Origin of the sequence: Parageobacillus galactosidasius (assembly GCF_002217735.1) — a bacterium.
Classification (GTDB): Bacteria; Bacillota; Bacilli; order Bacillales; family Anoxybacillaceae; genus Parageobacillus_B; species Parageobacillus_B toebii.
Map to the genome: position 1 here is coordinate 1,472,205 of NZ_NDYL01000002.1, position 16,923 is coordinate 1,489,127.

Here is a 16,923-nt window from a genome sequence, read left to right on the forward strand (position 1 = left end):
ACACCGACCTCCTTTTCCTCTACATACCACTATCCGTTTTGTCTTGCTTTTCTTACCGCATGAATAATGCTTGCCGCTAAACCTCCCCAAATGACGACGATACCAACAACCATCATGACAACCGCACTTGTTTCCATCTATCTTAAACCCCCTTGCTTTCCGTCTGGTGCGTTTCTCTGACAGTAGAACCGTGCCATTGCTTGAATGAAAGCAAGATTCCGATTGCAATGACAGCAAGCGCGACAACCCAGCCGAACGACGTAACAAACCAAGTTTCGTATCCTGAGTAATTTTCTTTAATATTTGTCCGAATGTTATCCACCATCATATATCCTAACACAAGCGGCGTGATGACGCTTAAGCAAACTTTCCACCAGGCACCGAGCATAATATCGGAAACGCTGTTCGCATGCTCTTGCAAGTTATTAAGCTCGCGCACAACCCAAGCAATTACAACAACCTCAACAAGTCCCGCCAACGCAATGCCAAAGTTGTTAATAAAGTAATCAACGACATCTAACAAATATAAACCGCCATGCGACGCAAAGAAAAGAGATAATAACGCCGCAACGCCTCCTCCAAACAATACCGATTTCGTACGGGAAACACCAAACTTTTCCTGAATCCCGGCAATATACGTTTCGCAAATCGAAATGAGAGATGTTAGTCCCGCAAGCGTTAACGATAAGAAAAAGAGAACACCGAAAAAGGCATTAAGCGTCGGAAACTCGTTAATAATTTTCGGAAACACTACAAATGCTAATCCGACACCGCTGCTTACCACTTTATCCACCGTTACCCCTTGTTGTTGCGCTAAAAAGCCAAGAGCACTAAATACTCCAATTCCAGCCAACAATTCAAATCCAGAGTTTGCAAATCCCGTAATAAACGCGTTATTTGTTAAATCTGATTTTTGTGGAAGATAACTGGCATACGTGACCATAATAGCAAAAGCAATGGATAAGCTAAAGAAAATTTGTCCATACGCGGCAATCCAAACTTTTCCGCTCATAATTTGGTCCCAATCCGGTTTAAAGAACACGTTTAATCCTTCTAATGCCCCATCAAGCGTAACCGCGCGAATAACAATGATAAGGAAAAGAACAACAAGCGTTGGCAAGAAAATTTTGTTTGCCAATTCAATTCCTTTTTTAACGCCTTTATAGAGCACACCTAACGTAACAATCCAGACAATCACCAGCGGAATAAGTACATTAAGCGAAATTCCTCCTAATTGACCCGGTTTATCCGCTAAATGCAAATAATTTTTAAAAAGAAAACTTTCTGTATCTTCTCCCCACTTTAAATTAAAGGAAAATACCGTATAAGATAATGCCCATGCAATAACAACGGAATAATACGTAGAAATAACAAACGAAATAAGCACTTGCCACCAGCCAATCCACTCCGCGTTTTTATGAATGCGGGAAAGCGATAGGGGCGCAGAACCTCGGTATTTATGACCGATGGCAAATTCCATCACTAACAACGGAATCCCTGCAGTAAGCAAAGCGAATAAATACGGGAAAAAGAATGCTCCGCCGCCATTTTCATAAGCGACCCCAGGGAAACGCCAAATGTTTCCGAGCCCGATCGCAGAGCCAGCTGCTGCTAAAATAAACCCTGCGCGCGTTCCCCATTGCTGTCGATTCTCCATTTACAGTCCCCCCATTTTTTGTAGAATAATATAATTTTTTATTTTCTGATTTATCTGTCTTTTATAAGTATAGTATACTTTCTATTAGTCGAGAAGTCAAAGCAATATTAGACTTCTATGTTTGTTATTTCCATGTAGGAAAAAACAATGGCAACTTGTCCTATATTACAAAACTTTTTTTCTTCTTTACATAAAATAAGTGACGCCCATGATATGACATGCTTATTACGCCGTAACCCGAGCCGGCGAACATATAAAAAATCTTCACCGACCCGGCAGGCGACCGAAAAACGTTAAGCTAATGAGAAGGCACTTTAAAAGATGGGTTGACATTGCCGCCATTATTATAAAATTCCGGAACCTCTCCTTGAATCACATGCATCGCAATCGGAATTTTTGTTGAGACGGTTGCAGCTTTTGCTGAAAACGGGATTACTACTTGAATATCTACGGAAACGTGAATATCCACTTCAATTAACACGTTATTAATCCCAAACGGCTTAATTTCTTTTGTTACATCCGATAATACATTACCAATAATTTGAAATTGGACAGGAACATGCGGCCCGAGATTGCCAAGGAGTGAATTATTGGTGACTTGGCCAATTGGAATATAATAAATAATTCCGCTATTTTTCCTTTTTTCCGGTTCGGCGTCAGGAAGTTCGAGTTCTTCAATCTTTCCTTCCGTTGCCGCTTTTAAACTTTGCATTACATAGTCGTCCGTATTTGCTAAAATTCGATTTACAATGACTGCATTAAAATCCACCGAAGCAATTTTACCATTTTCATCTTTCTGTACTGTAATTAAATCACTCATTTCCGGATTGTCTTTTAAAAACTGTTGTTCAATTGCATTATTAATGACTAAATTGGCAATTCGTTTCGTTTCCTTTTCAGCAATTTCCATTAAAACTGGTTCGATCCTTTTATTCACAATCCAAAGACTGAGAGCTGTGGAAAACATAAAGAAAACAAATGTCAATAAAAATACATATCGAAAGGGAAGCGGGCCTCTTCTCGGAAAGCGTGCGGGAAATCTAGGCAAAATAAAATCCCTCCTTTACAAGCTATATGTATGCTTGAAAGGAGGGAGATAACGCAAATTGTTATATAATTTTTTACCGCATCTTCAACAAAGCATCTTTTCCTTTCATACCGACCGTAATTCCCAACTCTTCAGCAGCTACTGTCACCGATTCTAAAGGCGCTTCAAGCAGTTGTTCAATCGTGCGGACCCCGACCGCCCTTCCAGCGACAATTCCACGGTCGCGCAGCTTCTCATTCAATAGCGCCACATCGAGCGCGCCGCACATAATGTACCCTTTTTCACTTGCTACGGCAAGCAAATTCGTCTTTGGTAATTGAACGGAAATAGCAATAAATGGATAATGATCGATCGTAATAGGAGTTACGTTGATCATGATAAAGCCACACTCCTTTCCCTACTTTAATGTATGAAATAGGGAAGGAAATGTGCTTATTTTTGGTTTGCTAATTTCCATGCCAAAACATCCCGTAAAAATTCCGGCATATAATATTCTTTTTTCGAAGCGCGTTGGATTTGGGGATAAAAATTTCCGATCGCAAACATATCAATCGTCGCCACATCATATAGTTGATCTGGATTTAATGGCTTGCCGTTAATCATAATGTGGCGAATATGTTCGGATCCATCTTTACTCGTTTCTGTTTCCAGTTCGACTCCATCATATACCATTTGCCCCATCACCTTGCCACGAAAACCAAATCCTTTAAATTCTAAGTATTTCATTCTTTCTGTATTTGCTTGTAAAATAATTTCCTTTAATTCTGCGCCCCGAAGCTGCACTTTACACGGGTTGATCGGATGCGGACAAATACGGTGTAAATCTTTTTTTGTTACTGCTCCTTTGTAAAGCGGCTCTAACAGGACACCTGCATTTACCATGCCGATTTCCGCTTTACACCATTCTTTAAGTGCTGAAGCGAGCAATTCGGCAAACGGAGACGGCGAAAACCATTGTAACGGCAAGTCTTCTTTCAATTCTGCGACTTGTTCCGCTTCCAATGTTGCTAAACTTTGCTGTTCTAATAACGATAAGGTGCGCTTCGTTTTCTCCAAATCCGGCAGACTTTTTACATCCACAACGGTAGCTAATGCTTTATATGTATGATCACTTTCCCCGATTTCTAACTTCACTACTCCAATAAACTTTCCATATTTCCCGGCTCCACACAATAATGTTTGATTAATCCTTTTTCCCTCTGGAAATAAATGATGGGTATGCCCTCCGAGGATAATATCAATTTCTGGTATCGTCTGAGCAATTTTTTCGTCCTCGTTGATTCCCAAATGCGATAATAAAATGACAAGATCCGCTTGTTTTTTCACTTCTGCCGCAATGTTTTCCAACATCTCAAGAGGCGGCGTCACTTTCCATCCTAATAACTCGTAAGATTTAGCGAAATAAGCCGTTAGTCCAATCACGCCAACACGAAACGTATCAGAAATAGGAATAATATAGTACGGATGCGCCCAAGAAGGACGTGTCCCGTCTTTCTTAAATAAATTGGCGACAATGACTGGAAAGCGGGCGTTTTTGTATAATGCATTTAGTTCCTCATAGTCAAGGGTAATTCCTTCATTGTTCCCAATCGTTACCGCATCATAATGAAGTTCATTTAATAAATCAACATTTGCTTTTCCCCTTGTTGCTTCCGTAATCGGATGAAAGCGATCAATAAAATCCCCAATATCAAACAACAACATCGTTTCGTTGTTTTTTTCATGCTTTTGTCTTTGTTCACATAAAAAATAGGAAATTTTCGGCCAATATTCAAAATGGCTATGCACATCGTTCGTATGGTATACATATACTGTCCGTTTCAACGAGCCTCCCCCTTTATGAAAAGCTTTCATAAATAAGACGGATTCCTAAAAGAACAAGCACTAGGCGCAAGACGATGACCACTGTTTTACTGCGAAGCCGTTTATTAATGAAAGCACCTGTTTTCGCTCCAAACCAAACACCCGGAATTAGAGCAAGCGCAAATAGCCATTGTACATTCCCCATAAAAATATGTGTAAGCGAGCTGACAAGTGACGACAAAAAGATCATAAACATCGAAGTCGCTACCGCAACATGAGGCGGAAAGAAAAATAAAATCATCATCGCCGGCACCATTAATGAACCGCCGCCGATGCCAAAAATCCCCCCAAAAAAACCAACGATGAAAGAGATGACAATAGCTACGATCGGATTATATCCATACGTCACCGTTTCCCCTTCATTCGTTGTGTAAGTGCGGGTAATTTTAAATGTTTTTCGTTGTGAACGTACTGAAGCATTTTTGCTGAAAGATAAAAAAAACGATACAGCGATTAAAAAAAGCCCAAAATAGAAAGAAAAATGCTCAAGGCTCAACTTATTATTCATCCACGCGCCAATGATCGCTCCAGGGCCGCTTCCGATAAAAAATAAAAGGCCGCTTTGATAATCAACCATTTTTTCTTTCATATAGGATAATGTTGATGATAGTCCGTTAAAAATAATGACGACGAGCGAAGTGCCGACAGCCGCTTGCGGGGTGACATGCGGCAACCAATGTGTAGCGCCTAAAAACAGCAAAGATGGCACGATGATCACTCCGCCGCCTAAACCGACTAAACTTCCGATCGTTCCCGCTAAAAAGCCGACAATGACTAGCAGCACATACTCCATATTCTCATCTCCAATAACTAAAATAAATCAAGCTGGCGCGGCGCTAAATCCGTATATTCAATGCCAAGCAAACGGATCAATTGCTTCGCATTATCCGCAGCATCTCCGCCGGAATTGTTGTTAAACAATACGTAAATATCCTTTGTCTTCGTTTTTAATGTTTCAATATGCGCCACCCATTCGCGCAATTCTTCTTCCCGATACCGATATAAATATCTTACAGCCCGCCAATTTTCTCCGCTTGTCGCTTTATTCCACCCATATACATTACGCCCATGCAAACGAATGAGCGTTTTTTCTGCATTTGTAGGATATAACACGGTCGGAATGGAACCTTCCCCAGCTTGCGGCTCATCGCAAATGCTATGAATCCATCCTTCGTCTGTCATAAACTGTAATGTTTTCGCATAAAAGCGGGGGGAAAACCATGAACGATGGCGAAACTCAAGCGCTGCCGGAACTTCTTTCATTTGCGCCTTGCACCAACGCAAATACATTACATGCTCACGGCGGCAATCAAACCATGGCGGAAATTGAAACAACACCATCGCTAGCTTTCCTGACTGGATAAACGGCTCAATCGAGTCTAAAAAAGCAGCAAACATCTCTTCCTTGCTCGAATACGGAATCGGGCCTCGCTCATGTCCCGTCATTCCTTGGTATGCTTTCACGACAAAGCGGAACGAATTCGGTGTTTCATGAATCCATTTCTCGACATTTTGGCGCGGCTGAATCGCATAAAAATACGAATCCACTTCTACAGTGGGAAAATGTGCGGCGTATTCTTGCAGCTTATCTTTCGCTGCAAGACCAGGAGGATATAAGCTATCGTGATCTCCCCAACCTGTTAATCCGATATAAATCATACGTATCACCTAGCTTCATCAGGCTATGAATAATGTTTAATTTATTCAAACATAACTCATCGCACATTTGCCACAATGGATGCATTCGTTTGATGTAATGCTGTTCCACTCTGGTCACAAGCAATGATTTCCCCTCCTTTCATAAGAATGAAATAACAGGATAATATAACATATTTTCATCATAAGCTTATTGTCAAGACCGATTATTTTTTGCTTTAACACTTACATTTATTTTAACTATATCACAATGGCAAAAAATTTGAGAACAATAGAGGTATGTACAACCAAAAATGTGAAAACCATCCATTCACCATAGGCAAATGGATGGTTTTTAAAAAACGATCAACCGATCGAGCCTTCCATCTCGAATTTGATAAGCCGGTTCATTTCCACCGCATATTCCATTGGAAGCTCTCTTGTAAATGGCTCGATAAAGCCCATGACAATCATTTCTGTCGCTTCTTGTTCAGAGATACCGCGGCTCATCAGATAGAACAATTGCTCCTCGGATACTTTTGACACTTTCGCTTCATGCTCGAGCGAAATGTTGTCATTTAAAATTTCATTATACGGGATCGTGTCGGATGAAGATTGGTTATCCATAATGAGCGTATCGCATTCAATATTCGAACGCGATCCTGACGCTTTGCGGCCAAAGTGAACGATACCGCGATAAGTCACTTTTCCGCCTTGTTTAGAAATCGACTTCGATACGATGGTCGATGATGTGTTTGGCGCAAGATGAATCATTTTTGCACCAGCGTCTTGATGCTGTCCTTTTCCGGCAAGCGCAATCGATAATGTCAAGCCGCGTGCACCTTCTCCTTTTAAAACAACTGCTGGATATTTCATCGTTAATTTGGAACCAATGTTTCCGTCGATCCATTCCATCGTTGCGTTTTCTTCACAAACCGCGCGTTTCGTTACAAGGTTAAACACGTTGTTCGACCAGTTTTGAATGGTCGTATAACGGCAGTACGCATCTTTTTTGACGATAATTTCAACAACGGCACTATGAAGCGAAGCAGTTGTATAAATTGGCGCGGTACATCCTTCTACGTAATGAACGTGCGCCCCTTCATCAACAATAATTAACGTACGTTCAAATTGTCCCATGTTTTCCGAGTTAATGCGGAAATATGCCTGCAACGGCGTTTCTACTTTCACGCCTTTTGGCACATAGATGAACGAACCGCCCGACCACACCGCCGAGTTTAACGCAGCAAATTTATTGTCCGTAGGCGGCACAACTTTTGCAAAATACTCACGGAAAAGGTCTTCGTTTTCTTTCAACGCAGAATCCGTATCTTTAAAGATAACACCAAGTTTCTCCAAATCTTCTTTCATATTATGGTAAACAACTTCTGATTCGTACTGTGCCGATACTCCTGCTAAATATTTTTGTTCCGCCTCAGGAATTCCGAGCTTATCAAATGTCGCTTTAATTTCTGCCGGTACTTCATCCCAAGAACGGCCCGATTTTTCCGTCGGTTTTACGTAGTACGTAATTTCATCAAAATCTAAACTCGATAAATCGCCACCCCATTGTGGCATTGGTTTGCTGTAGAAAATATCTAACGCTTTTAAACGGAATTCAAGCATCCATTGCGGCTCATTTTTCATGCGGGAAATTTCTTCGACCACTTCCCGTGTCAACCCGCGTTTTGCGCGGAATACCGATACGTCTTTATCGACGAAACCATACTTATATTCGCCGATTTCTGGCGCTTTTTTCGCCATGCGGTTTCACCCTCCTTTTTTCTTCTTGCCATTAATGACGCTGGTGCAACCCTTTTTCCATTGCTTTCCATGCCAATGTCGCACATTTAATACGGGCCGGAAACTTCGAAACGCCTTGAAGTGCCACAATATCACCTAAATCAACAGAGTCATCATGTTCTTTCCCCTGCATCATATCGGAAAATATATTGGCTAGCTTCAACGCTTCTTCCACCGTTTTTCCTTTGATCGCCTGCGTCATCATCGAGGCTGATGACATCGAAATGGAGCAGCCTTCTCCCTCAAACTTCACATCCACAATTTTCCCGTCTTCGACTTTCATCGTTAGATGAATACGGTCACCACAAGTCGGATTATTCATATCAATATCTACACTGTTTCCCTCTAAAACACCACGATTTCTTGGATTTTTATAATGATCCATAATCACTTGTCGATAAAGCTGATCTAAAGGATTATTAGAAGACATGACCAAAATACTCCTTTGTTTTCTGTAATGCGACTACGAGTTGATCGATTTCTTCCTTTGTATTATAGAGGTAAAAACTTGCACGCGCTGTAGCTGTTACGTTTAACCATTTCATTAACGGTTGGGCGCAATGGTGACCGGCGCGGACGGCGATCCCTTCCGCGTCAAGGACGGTTGCCACATCATGCGGATGAACTCCTTCTATGTTAAACGTCACTAATCCTCCGCGATGTTTTGGACCATAAATCGTGATCCCTTCTATCGCGGACAACTGTTCTAAAGCGTACTGGGCAAGTTCCTGCTCATGTGCAGCGATATTATCTAATCCGATTTCTTCAAGGAAGTCGATTGCCGCTCCTAAACCGATGGCTCCCGCAATAATTGGAGTACCGCCTTCGAATTTCCACGGAAGCTCTTTCCATGTCGATTCGTACAGGCCGACGAAATCAATCATTTCGCCGCCAAACTCTACCGGTTCCATCTTCTCTAATAATTCCCTTTTACCATATAATACGCCAATTCCTGTCGGACCGCACATTTTATGCCCAGAAAACGCCAAAAAATCACAATCTAGATCTTGAACATCGATTTTCATATGAGGAGCGCTCTGCGCGGCGTCCACTACGATGACAGCGCCATGTTTGTGGGCGATTTTTGCAATTTCTTTTACTGGGTTAATCGTTCCTAAAACGTTGGAAACATGTACAATAGCGACAATTTTTGTATTGGATGTGACCGTCGCTTCTACATCTTTTAGGTCGATCGTTCCATCTGGCTGAAGCGGAATATACTTTAATGTGGCTCCCGTATGTTTAGCGACTTGCTGCCATGGAATAATATTGCTATGGTGCTCCATGTACGTGATGACAATTTCATCGCCTTCTTGTAAATTAGCGCGGCCATAGCTCGCTGCAACCATATTTAACGCCGTTGTCGTTCCTCTTGTAAAAATGATTTCTTGTGTGGACTTCGCATTAATAAACCGTCGTACCTTTTCACGTGCTCCTTCATATGCGTCCGTCGCTTTCGTACCAAGCGTATGCACGCCGCGATGGACATTTGAATTGTACTGGCGATAATAGTGATCAATCGCTTCAATGACGGGAAGAGGTTTCTGTGATGTCGCAGCGTTGTCAAGATATATAAGCGGCTTCCCGTTTACTTCTTGGTCCAAAATCGGAAACAGCTGCCGAACCTCTTTCGTATTCATGACTGCACTTTCCTTTCGATTACTTCAATAAGTTGTTTTTTCACACTTTCAATCGGAATAGCCTCTACAACAGGAGCTAAAAATCCATGAATGATAAGACGTTCTGCCTCATGTTTCGGAATACCGCGGCTCATTAAATAATATAGCTGCGTAGGATCAACGCGGCCGACCGATGCAGCATGTCCTGCCATTACATCGTCTTCGTCAATTAATAAAATAGGGTTCGCATCTCCACGCGCTTTTTCGCTTAGCATTAGAACACGCGATTCTTGCTGCGCGTTCGATTTAGAAGCGCCATGTTCAATTTTTCCAATTCCGTTAAAAATCGAAGTCGCGCTGTCTCTCACAACACCGTGTTTTAAAATGTAGCCTTCCGTATGTTTACCATAATGAACAACGCTTGTCGTAAAGTTTTGTACTTGCTCTCCTCGACCGACAACGACCGTTTTCGTATCGCCGAAAGAACCGTCACCTATTAAGCGGGTAATGTTTTCAGAAACTGTATCTCCATTGTTCATTAAACCGAGCGCCCACTCAATGCGGCCATCACGGGCAGCGATACCGCGGCGGTTTACATAGGTTGTAATACCTTTTGCCAAGTTATCCACCGCAGCAAAAAACACACGAGCATTCGTGTTGGCAAACACTTCGGCGACAATATTGACAACTGCTTTGCTAGTTTCTTTTACGGAAATATAGTTTTCCACATAAACAACCCGGCTATTATCTTCCGCTACAACGATGACATGATTAAATAATGCGATATCATCATTTTCTTGAATATAAACAGCTTGAAGCGGAACATCCACTACAACATTTTTCGGCACATATACGAACACACCGCCGTTAAGTAGCGCAGCATGCAACGCCGTTAAACGATGCTCGTCAATTTTCACGCCATCTTTCATCAAATATTTTTGCAACAAATCCCCATGCTCACGTGCTGCTGTGAAAATATCAGTGAAAATGACGCCTTTTGCTTTCAACTCATCCGATAGAGATAAATATGCTGGTGTATGGTCGCGTTGGACATATAAGTTTTTCGTTCCCTCTCCTGCTTCAATAAGCGCCTTTACTGCTTCAGGCAATTCATCTAATGAAGCAAACGGCGCGCTTTCCACTACATGATTAGCAAATTGTGTGAAATTCCATTTGTCAATTTTTGTTTTATCCGGCTTTGGCAGCGGCAACTCTTCTGCTTTAGCAAGAGCTTGTAAGCGAAGCTGTAAAAGCCAGTCCGGTTCGCCGCGTCCGCTGGAAAATGAGCGCACATATTGTTGGTCGAATGGTATTTTTGTTCCTGTCGTCATAATATAATACTCCTCCTAACGCTTACGCTTCTTGCTCAACCGTTTCATCTTCAATGCCAAGTTCTTTTTTAATCCAATCGTATCCTTCCGCTTCAAGACGTTGTGCCAACTCCGGACCACCGGATTTTACGATACGCCCTTGCATCATGACATGCACATAATCCGGTGTGATGTAGTTTAGTAAACGCTGATAGTGCGTAATGATCAAACAGCCGAATTCGCTGCTGCGCATTTCATTAATTCCTTTTGAAACAATTTTTAATGCATCAATATCAAGACCGGAGTCGATCTCGTCCAAAATCGCGATTTTCGGTTCAAGCATCATTAATTGAAGAATTTCGTTGCGTTTTTTCTCTCCGCCGGAGAATCCTTCATTTAGATAGCGATGCGCCATATCTGGATTCATTTCGAGAAATTCCATTTTTTCGTCAAGTTTGCGGATAAATTTCATTAAAGAAATTTCATTTCCTTCGCCAAGACGAGCGTTAATGGCGGCACGAAGAAAATCCGCATTCGTTATGCCGCTAATTTCGCTTGGATATTGCATCGCCAAAAATAAACCGGCGCGTGCACGTTCATCCACTTCCATCTCCAACACGTTTTGCCCGTCTAATGTAATGCTTCCTTTTGTTACTTCATATTTTGGATGTCCCATAATCGCCGACGATAACGTTGATTTTCCCGTTCCGTTCGGACCCATAATCGCGTGAATTTCTCCGCCTTTTACTTCTAAATTCACACCTTTTAAAATTTCTTTTCCTTCAACGGATACGTGAAGATCTTTAATTGTTAACACTGCCATGAAGAATACCTCCAATTTTCACTAAAAATTGTGTATATCATTGACTTACTTGTCTTTCCATTCTCATTTTATTCTCATTACAATCTTATAACAAATGAAAAGTATTAGCAACCTTTTGAAGAGAATATCACTATGTTCATAGTGAAAAATATTTTGATCAAGATTGTTTTATAAAAATAACGGAAGCGGACCGCTTCCGTTATTTTATTGCGCTGCTGGAATGACAGCACCTTTATATTTTTCTTTAATAAAGTCTTGAATTTCTTTCGACTGTAACACTTCGACAAGCGTTTTAATTTCTTTGCGGTTTTCATCGCCTTTGCGTACAGCGATAATATTGACATATGGGTTATCTTTCGGCGACTCAACAGCAATTGGATCTTTCGCAGGATCTAATCCCGCGTCAAGCGCATAGTTGGCGTTGATGAGCACAGCATCGCCTTCGCCGTTTTTATAAATTTGCGGCAGCAATCCTGCTTCCACATCCGCTTCAAATTTTAAATGTTTTGGATTTTCCACAATGTCTTTGACCGTAGCTTTTGTTTTATCGATACCTTCTTTTAATTTAATTAACCCTTTTTCTTGCAGCATCGATAAAATGCGACCATGGTCTGCAACAGAGTTGCTCATGATGATCGTCGCACCGTCTGGCAATTCTTCGAGGCTTTTATATTTTTTCGAGTAAAGACCGATTGGCTCAATATGAATGCCGCCAGCGTTGACAAAGTCATATCCATGTTCTTTTTTCTGTGCTTCTAAATATGGAATGTGTTGGAAATAGTTGGCATCAATTTCTTTATCTGCTAACACTTTGTTTGGTAAAACATAATCTTGGAATTTAACAATTTTTAAGTCAATGCCTTTTTCTTTTAAAATCGGTTGTGCTTTTTCTAAAATTTCTGCATGCGGGACATTGGAAGCTCCAACCACTAATTTTGTTAATTTCCCTTCTTTTTTGCCACCATCAGCGTTGTTATTGCCTCCGCATGCTGCCAAAGCCAACACAAGAACGATGGCAAATAATGCACTAATCCATTTTTTCATATTGATCTTCCCCCTTTTATCGTTTATCTATTTTGGAAGTGACAAAGTCACCGATAAACTGAATGACAAAGACAATCACCAAAACTAGAACGGTGGCGACAAACGTCACATCATTATGGCTGCGCTGAAATCCTTCAAGATACGCTAAGTTGCCAAGGCCGCCGGCGCCAACGACCCCTGCCATCGCTGTATATCCAACTAAAGCAATTGCAGTGACGGTAATTCCAGATACAAGAGCAGGCAATGACTCTGGAAGAAGCACTTTCCAAATAATCGTGGCCGTTGTCGCTCCCATCGCTTTGGCCGCTTCGATGACACCTTTATCAATTTCGCGAAGCGCAATTTCCACCATTCTCGCGTAAAATGGCGCCGCTCCAATAATGAGTGCTGGCAATGCCGCATTTGCGCCAAGAATCGTTCCGACAACGAATTTCGTAAACGGGATTAACAAAATAATTAATATGATAAATGGGATGGAACGAAAAATGTTAACGATAGCGGCGATGATCATATTCGCCAGGCGGTTTTCCCATAAGTTTCCCTTTGACGTTAAAAATAAAAGCAGTCCAAGAATCGTTCCTAATATAAATGTTGCAACGACAGAAATTCCTGTCATATAAAGCGTTTCAACGGTCGCTGCCCAAATCATATCCCACTCTACATTTGGTAAGAGGTTAGCGAGCATCCGTAATCACCTCCACCGCCACTTGCTGCTTTCGAATATAATCGATCGCACGGGCAACTTCCTCTTTCTCTCCATCCATATGAACAAACAGCACACCGTAAGCGCCTTGGTGGGTTTGCGAAATTTTTCCTTGAAGAATATTCGCATCAACTTGAAATTGGCGAACAACGTTAGCAATCAGCGGCTGTTCCGTAACCTCTCCAACAAACGTCAATTGAAAAACCGTTCCTTTTGGATATTTATCGAGTAAATGCGCAATCGTTTCTTTCGTTTCCTCCGGTTCGATGACCTGCTGTACAAACCGTTTCGTAATCTCCTGCTTTGGCTGCCGGAACACTTGCAGCACTTCTCCTTGTTCAACAATTTTTCCGTTTTCCATCACTGCAACGCGGTTGCAAATTTTACGAATCACGTGCATTTCATGGGTAATTAATACAATTGTCAATCCTAAACGCTTATTAATATCCACCAAAAGTTCCAAAATGGAATCGGTTGTCTGCGGGTCTAGCGCGGATGTCGCCTCATCGCACAATAACACTTTTGGATTGTTCGCCAAAGCGCGCGCGATGCCGACGCGCTGCTTTTGCCCGCCGCTAAGCTGTGACGGATAGGCGTTTTCTCTTCCTTGCAAACCTACAAGCTGAATCAACTCGTCTACTCGTTTTTTCCGCTGTTCTTTCGGTACACCGGCAATTTCTAATGGAAACGCAATGTTTTCGCGAACCGTTCTTGACCATAATAAATTAAAATGCTGAAAAATCATTCCGATTTCCTGACGGGCCTTTCGCAATTCCTTTCCTTTAATATTAGCAATATCCCGTCCAGCGACAATGACTTTCCCTTTGGTCGGTTTTTCCAATCCGTTAAGGAGACGGATTAACGAACTTTTTCCCGCCCCGCTATATCCGATGATTCCGAAAATTTCGCCTTCTTTAATTTGCAAAGAGACATTATCCACTGCTGTTACAGATCCATTGGCCGCTTCATATATTTTTGTCACGTTTTCTAATGTAATCATGCACATTTCCACCTTCCCTCATGTAAAAGACAACTCGCCGCAAAAAGAAAGCCTTTCTGCTCAAGAGAACAGAAAGGCAATGATTACCGTTCTGTCTCTTATCTCTCAAAGCAGACGCTTTGTGTGAATTGGCACCATTTCAGCGAGTACGCTGACGGTTGCCGGGCTTCATTGGGCACATCCCTCCACCTCTCTTGATAAGAGCACAAAAAACACTTTATTCAATTAAAATCTCTCAATAATTACGAATGTGATTTTATCACTATATGTCGAATAGTGTCAATGGAAATGTTATAGTCATTATGGAAAATGGCATGATTATCATTTCTTGTGATTATGAGACGGAAACATCAGATGTAATTCCGGTAGCAGCCGCAATTGCCTGTTCTAAATCTTCGATTAAGTCATCGATATTTTCGATGCCGACAGATAGACGAACTAAATCTTCTGTCACTCCAGATGATTTTAGTTCTTCTTCGTTTAGCTGTTGATGTGTGGTGCTTGCAGGATGGATAATTAAACTTTTCGCATCGCCAACGTTGGCAACATGCGACCATAATTTTACACTGTTGATCAATTTCGCTCCTGCCTCTCTGCCGCCTTTTACGCCAAATACAACGATGGAACCCGCTCCTTTTGGCAAATATTTTTTCGCTAGTTCTTTTGCTGGATGACTGTCGTGTTCTGGATAAAGCACCCACTCTATTGCTGGATGACGATCTAAATACTCGACGATTTTTCTTGTATTCGCAATATGTTCTTTCATACGTACATGCAATGTTTCAAGACCAAGCTGAATTTGAAAGGCATTAAATGGGCTAATCGCTGGACCTAAATCGCGAAGCAGCTGCACGCGAGCTTTGACAATGTATGCAGCAGGTCCAAACGCCTCAGCATACACAAGGTTGTGATAGCTTGGATCAGGAGTAATAAATCCTGGAAACTTTGGCGAATTCCAGTCAAAATTACCACCATCAACAATGATGCCGCCTAAGGTCGTCCCATTCCCAACAAGCCATTTTGTGGCGGAATGGATCACGATATTCGCCCCATGTTCAATTGGTCTGCACAAATAAGGAGTGGCGAATGTGTTGTCGATAATGAGCGGAATTCCCGCTTCACGAGCGATTTGCGCCACCGCCTCAATATCTAATATGTGCAAACTAGGGTTGCCAATCGTTTCGGCGAAAATTGCTTTCGTTTTTGGTGTAATCGCTGCTCGGAAATTTTCCGGATTAGACGGATCGACAAAGTGGGTTTTAATTCCGTATTTCGGCAATGTATTGACGAACAAATTATATGTACCGCCATATAACGTAGATGCCGATACAATTTCATCCCCAGCTCCGGCGATATTCAAAATGGCCAGTGTAATGGCGGCCATTCCGCTAGCGAGAGCAAGACTGCCCACTCCACCTTCCAGCTGTGCCACCCTTTCTTCCAATACGGTAACCGTCGGATTGTGGATGCGTGTATAAATATATCCTTCTTCTTTTAGACCAAAAAGGTTCGCGGCATGATCCGTATTGGCAAATAAATAGGCGTTCGATTGATAAATAGGAACCGCACGCGCTCCAGTGGCAGGATCAGGCTTTAATCCGCCATGAATGGCTACTGTTTCGAAACGGTATTGTTTTTCACTCATTGAAACTCTCTCCCCCTTTACCTTTTATAATAAAACCCCTCTTCTTCTAAGAAGAGAGGGGGATGCACTCTTCTTATCCCTCAGAGCAATTCGCTCTGCTGGAATTAGCACCGTGTTGAAACAACCGGTTGCCGGGCTTCATTGGGCCAGTCCCTCCACCTCTCTTGATAAGAATGATATATACCATTTTTTCTGAATAATACTATTATTCCTCCTAATTGTCAATTCATTTTTTTATAAAAATTAAAAATAAAGAAATATGGTATTTAGCAAACATAGCGATACGGTTTTGACAAATGTAACAGAGACTCCAGAAGCAACATATGACGGAAACTTCCAGAAATGTGCACTTCTCGAAGCCGAATTTGTTGTTGTAATTTTAACCTTCCATTTATCAATGATTCCAGCGCCTCTTTCGATCCTCGAATGGTCACTAGCCGACGTTCATCTATCTTTTCCTTTTGACCGATTTTATATTTAGAAATCGCAACAACCGCTGTTTCTGTTTCACATTCAAACTGAACGTATAACTCTTCTTCTGGTAAAATCGGTGATAAATGATTTAATTTTTGAATTCGTTCTGTAAGCTGTCCTACTAATTCACACATATCCATTTTATACCCGCCTCCCCCATTATCCTGTCACTTCATTCATTTCCATAAAAAAAAGGAGAATCCTTTATAAAAATCTCGACAAATCGTCTGGAAAATAGGCAATATTCTCATCATTTCCCAAGAAATATGTCAAACGAAGTCAAATCACCGTTTATTTTA

Annotated in this window: 17 protein-coding genes and 2 riboswitches; all 17 genes read right to left on the reverse strand. The window is 41.6% G+C overall.

Annotation, left to right across the window (positions count from 1 at the left end; translation table 11 throughout):
• Positions 1 to 29: 29 nt before the first annotated feature.
• The 17 genes from B9L23_RS17120 to B9L23_RS17200 all read right to left on the reverse strand — a co-directional run bounded on the left by B9L23_RS17120 (position 30) and on the right by B9L23_RS17200 (position 16,764).
• Positions 30 to 137, reverse strand: a complete 108-nt coding sequence (locus B9L23_RS17120) for a methionine/alanine import family NSS transporter small subunit (RefSeq protein ID WP_015864979.1) — start codon at positions 135 to 137, stop codon at positions 30 to 32.
• Positions 138 to 142: 5 nt separating this feature from the next.
• A complete protein-coding gene (locus B9L23_RS17125; RefSeq protein WP_081189137.1) occupies positions 143 to 1,657 on the reverse strand; it encodes a sodium-dependent transporter in 1,515 nt (504 codons plus the stop codon).
• Positions 1,658 to 1,955: 298 nt separating this feature from the next.
• Entirely contained in the window at positions 1,956 to 2,705 is a 750-nt protein-coding gene (gene yunB / locus B9L23_RS17130) for a sporulation protein YunB (protein ID WP_081189138.1), read from the reverse strand.
• A 73-nt stretch (positions 2,706 to 2,778) separates the two neighbouring features.
• The gene (locus tag B9L23_RS17135) at positions 2,779 to 3,081 is read right to left on the reverse strand and encodes a YunC family protein (protein WP_015864982.1); all 303 of its coding nucleotides are present in this window, start codon (positions 3,079 to 3,081) and stop codon (positions 2,779 to 2,781) included.
• 56 nt (positions 3,082 to 3,137) lie between these two features.
• Positions 3,138 to 4,529: a bifunctional metallophosphatase/5'-nucleotidase gene (locus tag B9L23_RS17140; RefSeq protein ID WP_089098348.1), complete on the reverse strand. Its 1,392-nt coding sequence runs from the start codon at positions 4,527 to 4,529 to the stop codon at positions 3,138 to 3,140.
• A gap of 13 nt (positions 4,530 to 4,542) precedes the next feature.
• Complete coding sequence (locus tag B9L23_RS17145; protein WP_089098067.1) at positions 4,543 to 5,361, reverse strand: sulfite exporter TauE/SafE family protein; 819 nt, start codon at positions 5,359 to 5,361, stop codon at positions 4,543 to 4,545.
• A gap of 17 nt (positions 5,362 to 5,378) precedes the next feature.
• Positions 5,379 to 6,227, reverse strand: coding sequence for a DUF72 domain-containing protein (locus B9L23_RS17150; protein ID WP_089098068.1), 849 nt, complete (start codon positions 6,225 to 6,227; stop codon positions 5,379 to 5,381).
• 342 nt (positions 6,228 to 6,569) lie between these two features.
• Positions 6,570 to 7,967, reverse strand: a complete 1,398-nt coding sequence (gene sufB / locus B9L23_RS17155) for a Fe-S cluster assembly protein SufB (protein ID WP_015864989.1) — start codon at positions 7,965 to 7,967, stop codon at positions 6,570 to 6,572.
• Positions 7,968 to 7,998: 31 nt separating this feature from the next.
• Positions 7,999 to 8,436, reverse strand: a complete 438-nt coding sequence (sufU, locus tag B9L23_RS17160; RefSeq protein ID WP_015864990.1) for a Fe-S cluster assembly sulfur transfer protein SufU — start codon at positions 8,434 to 8,436, stop codon at positions 7,999 to 8,001.
• Positions 8,426 to 9,646 (reverse strand): cysteine desulfurase, encoded by a 1,221-nt coding sequence (locus B9L23_RS17165; RefSeq protein ID WP_062755805.1) that lies wholly within the window; start codon positions 9,644 to 9,646, stop codon positions 8,426 to 8,428. Before B9L23_RS17165 ends, sufU begins: the two co-directional genes overlap by 11 nt.
• Positions 9,643 to 10,956, reverse strand: a complete 1,314-nt coding sequence (sufD, locus tag B9L23_RS17170) for a Fe-S cluster assembly protein SufD (protein WP_081189141.1) — start codon at positions 10,954 to 10,956, stop codon at positions 9,643 to 9,645. Before sufD ends, B9L23_RS17165 begins: the two co-directional genes overlap by 4 nt.
• 22 nt (positions 10,957 to 10,978) lie before the next feature.
• Positions 10,979 to 11,758 (reverse strand): Fe-S cluster assembly ATPase SufC, encoded by a 780-nt coding sequence (gene sufC, locus B9L23_RS17175; RefSeq protein WP_062755801.1) that lies wholly within the window; start codon positions 11,756 to 11,758, stop codon positions 10,979 to 10,981.
• A 204-nt stretch (positions 11,759 to 11,962) separates the two neighbouring features.
• Positions 11,963 to 12,802, reverse strand: a complete 840-nt coding sequence (locus B9L23_RS17180; RefSeq protein ID WP_089098069.1) for a MetQ/NlpA family ABC transporter substrate-binding protein — start codon at positions 12,800 to 12,802, stop codon at positions 11,963 to 11,965.
• A 16-nt stretch (positions 12,803 to 12,818) separates the two neighbouring features.
• Complete coding sequence (locus B9L23_RS17185) at positions 12,819 to 13,487, reverse strand: methionine ABC transporter permease (RefSeq protein ID WP_015864995.1); 669 nt, start codon at positions 13,485 to 13,487, stop codon at positions 12,819 to 12,821.
• A complete protein-coding gene (locus B9L23_RS17190) occupies positions 13,477 to 14,505 on the reverse strand; it encodes a methionine ABC transporter ATP-binding protein (RefSeq protein ID WP_015864996.1) in 1,029 nt (342 codons plus the stop codon). The genes B9L23_RS17185 and B9L23_RS17190 overlap by 11 nt, the downstream gene beginning before the upstream one ends.
• 95 nt (positions 14,506 to 14,600) lie before the next feature.
• A riboswitch (SAM riboswitch) is annotated at positions 14,601 to 14,709 on the reverse strand.
• A gap of 130 nt (positions 14,710 to 14,839) precedes the next feature.
• Entirely contained in the window at positions 14,840 to 16,150 is a 1,311-nt protein-coding gene (locus tag B9L23_RS17195; protein WP_089098070.1) for an O-acetylhomoserine aminocarboxypropyltransferase/cysteine synthase family protein, read from the reverse strand.
• Positions 16,151 to 16,220: 70 nt separating this feature from the next.
• Positions 16,221 to 16,324: riboswitch (SAM riboswitch) on the reverse strand.
• Between the two features lie 92 nt (positions 16,325 to 16,416).
• Positions 16,417 to 16,764 carry an SCP2 sterol-binding domain-containing protein gene (locus B9L23_RS17200; protein ID WP_171698814.1) on the reverse strand — a complete coding sequence of 116 codons (348 nt, stop codon included), beginning with the start codon at positions 16,762 to 16,764 and terminating at the stop codon, positions 16,417 to 16,419.
• Between the last annotated feature and the right edge of the window lie 159 nt (positions 16,765 to 16,923).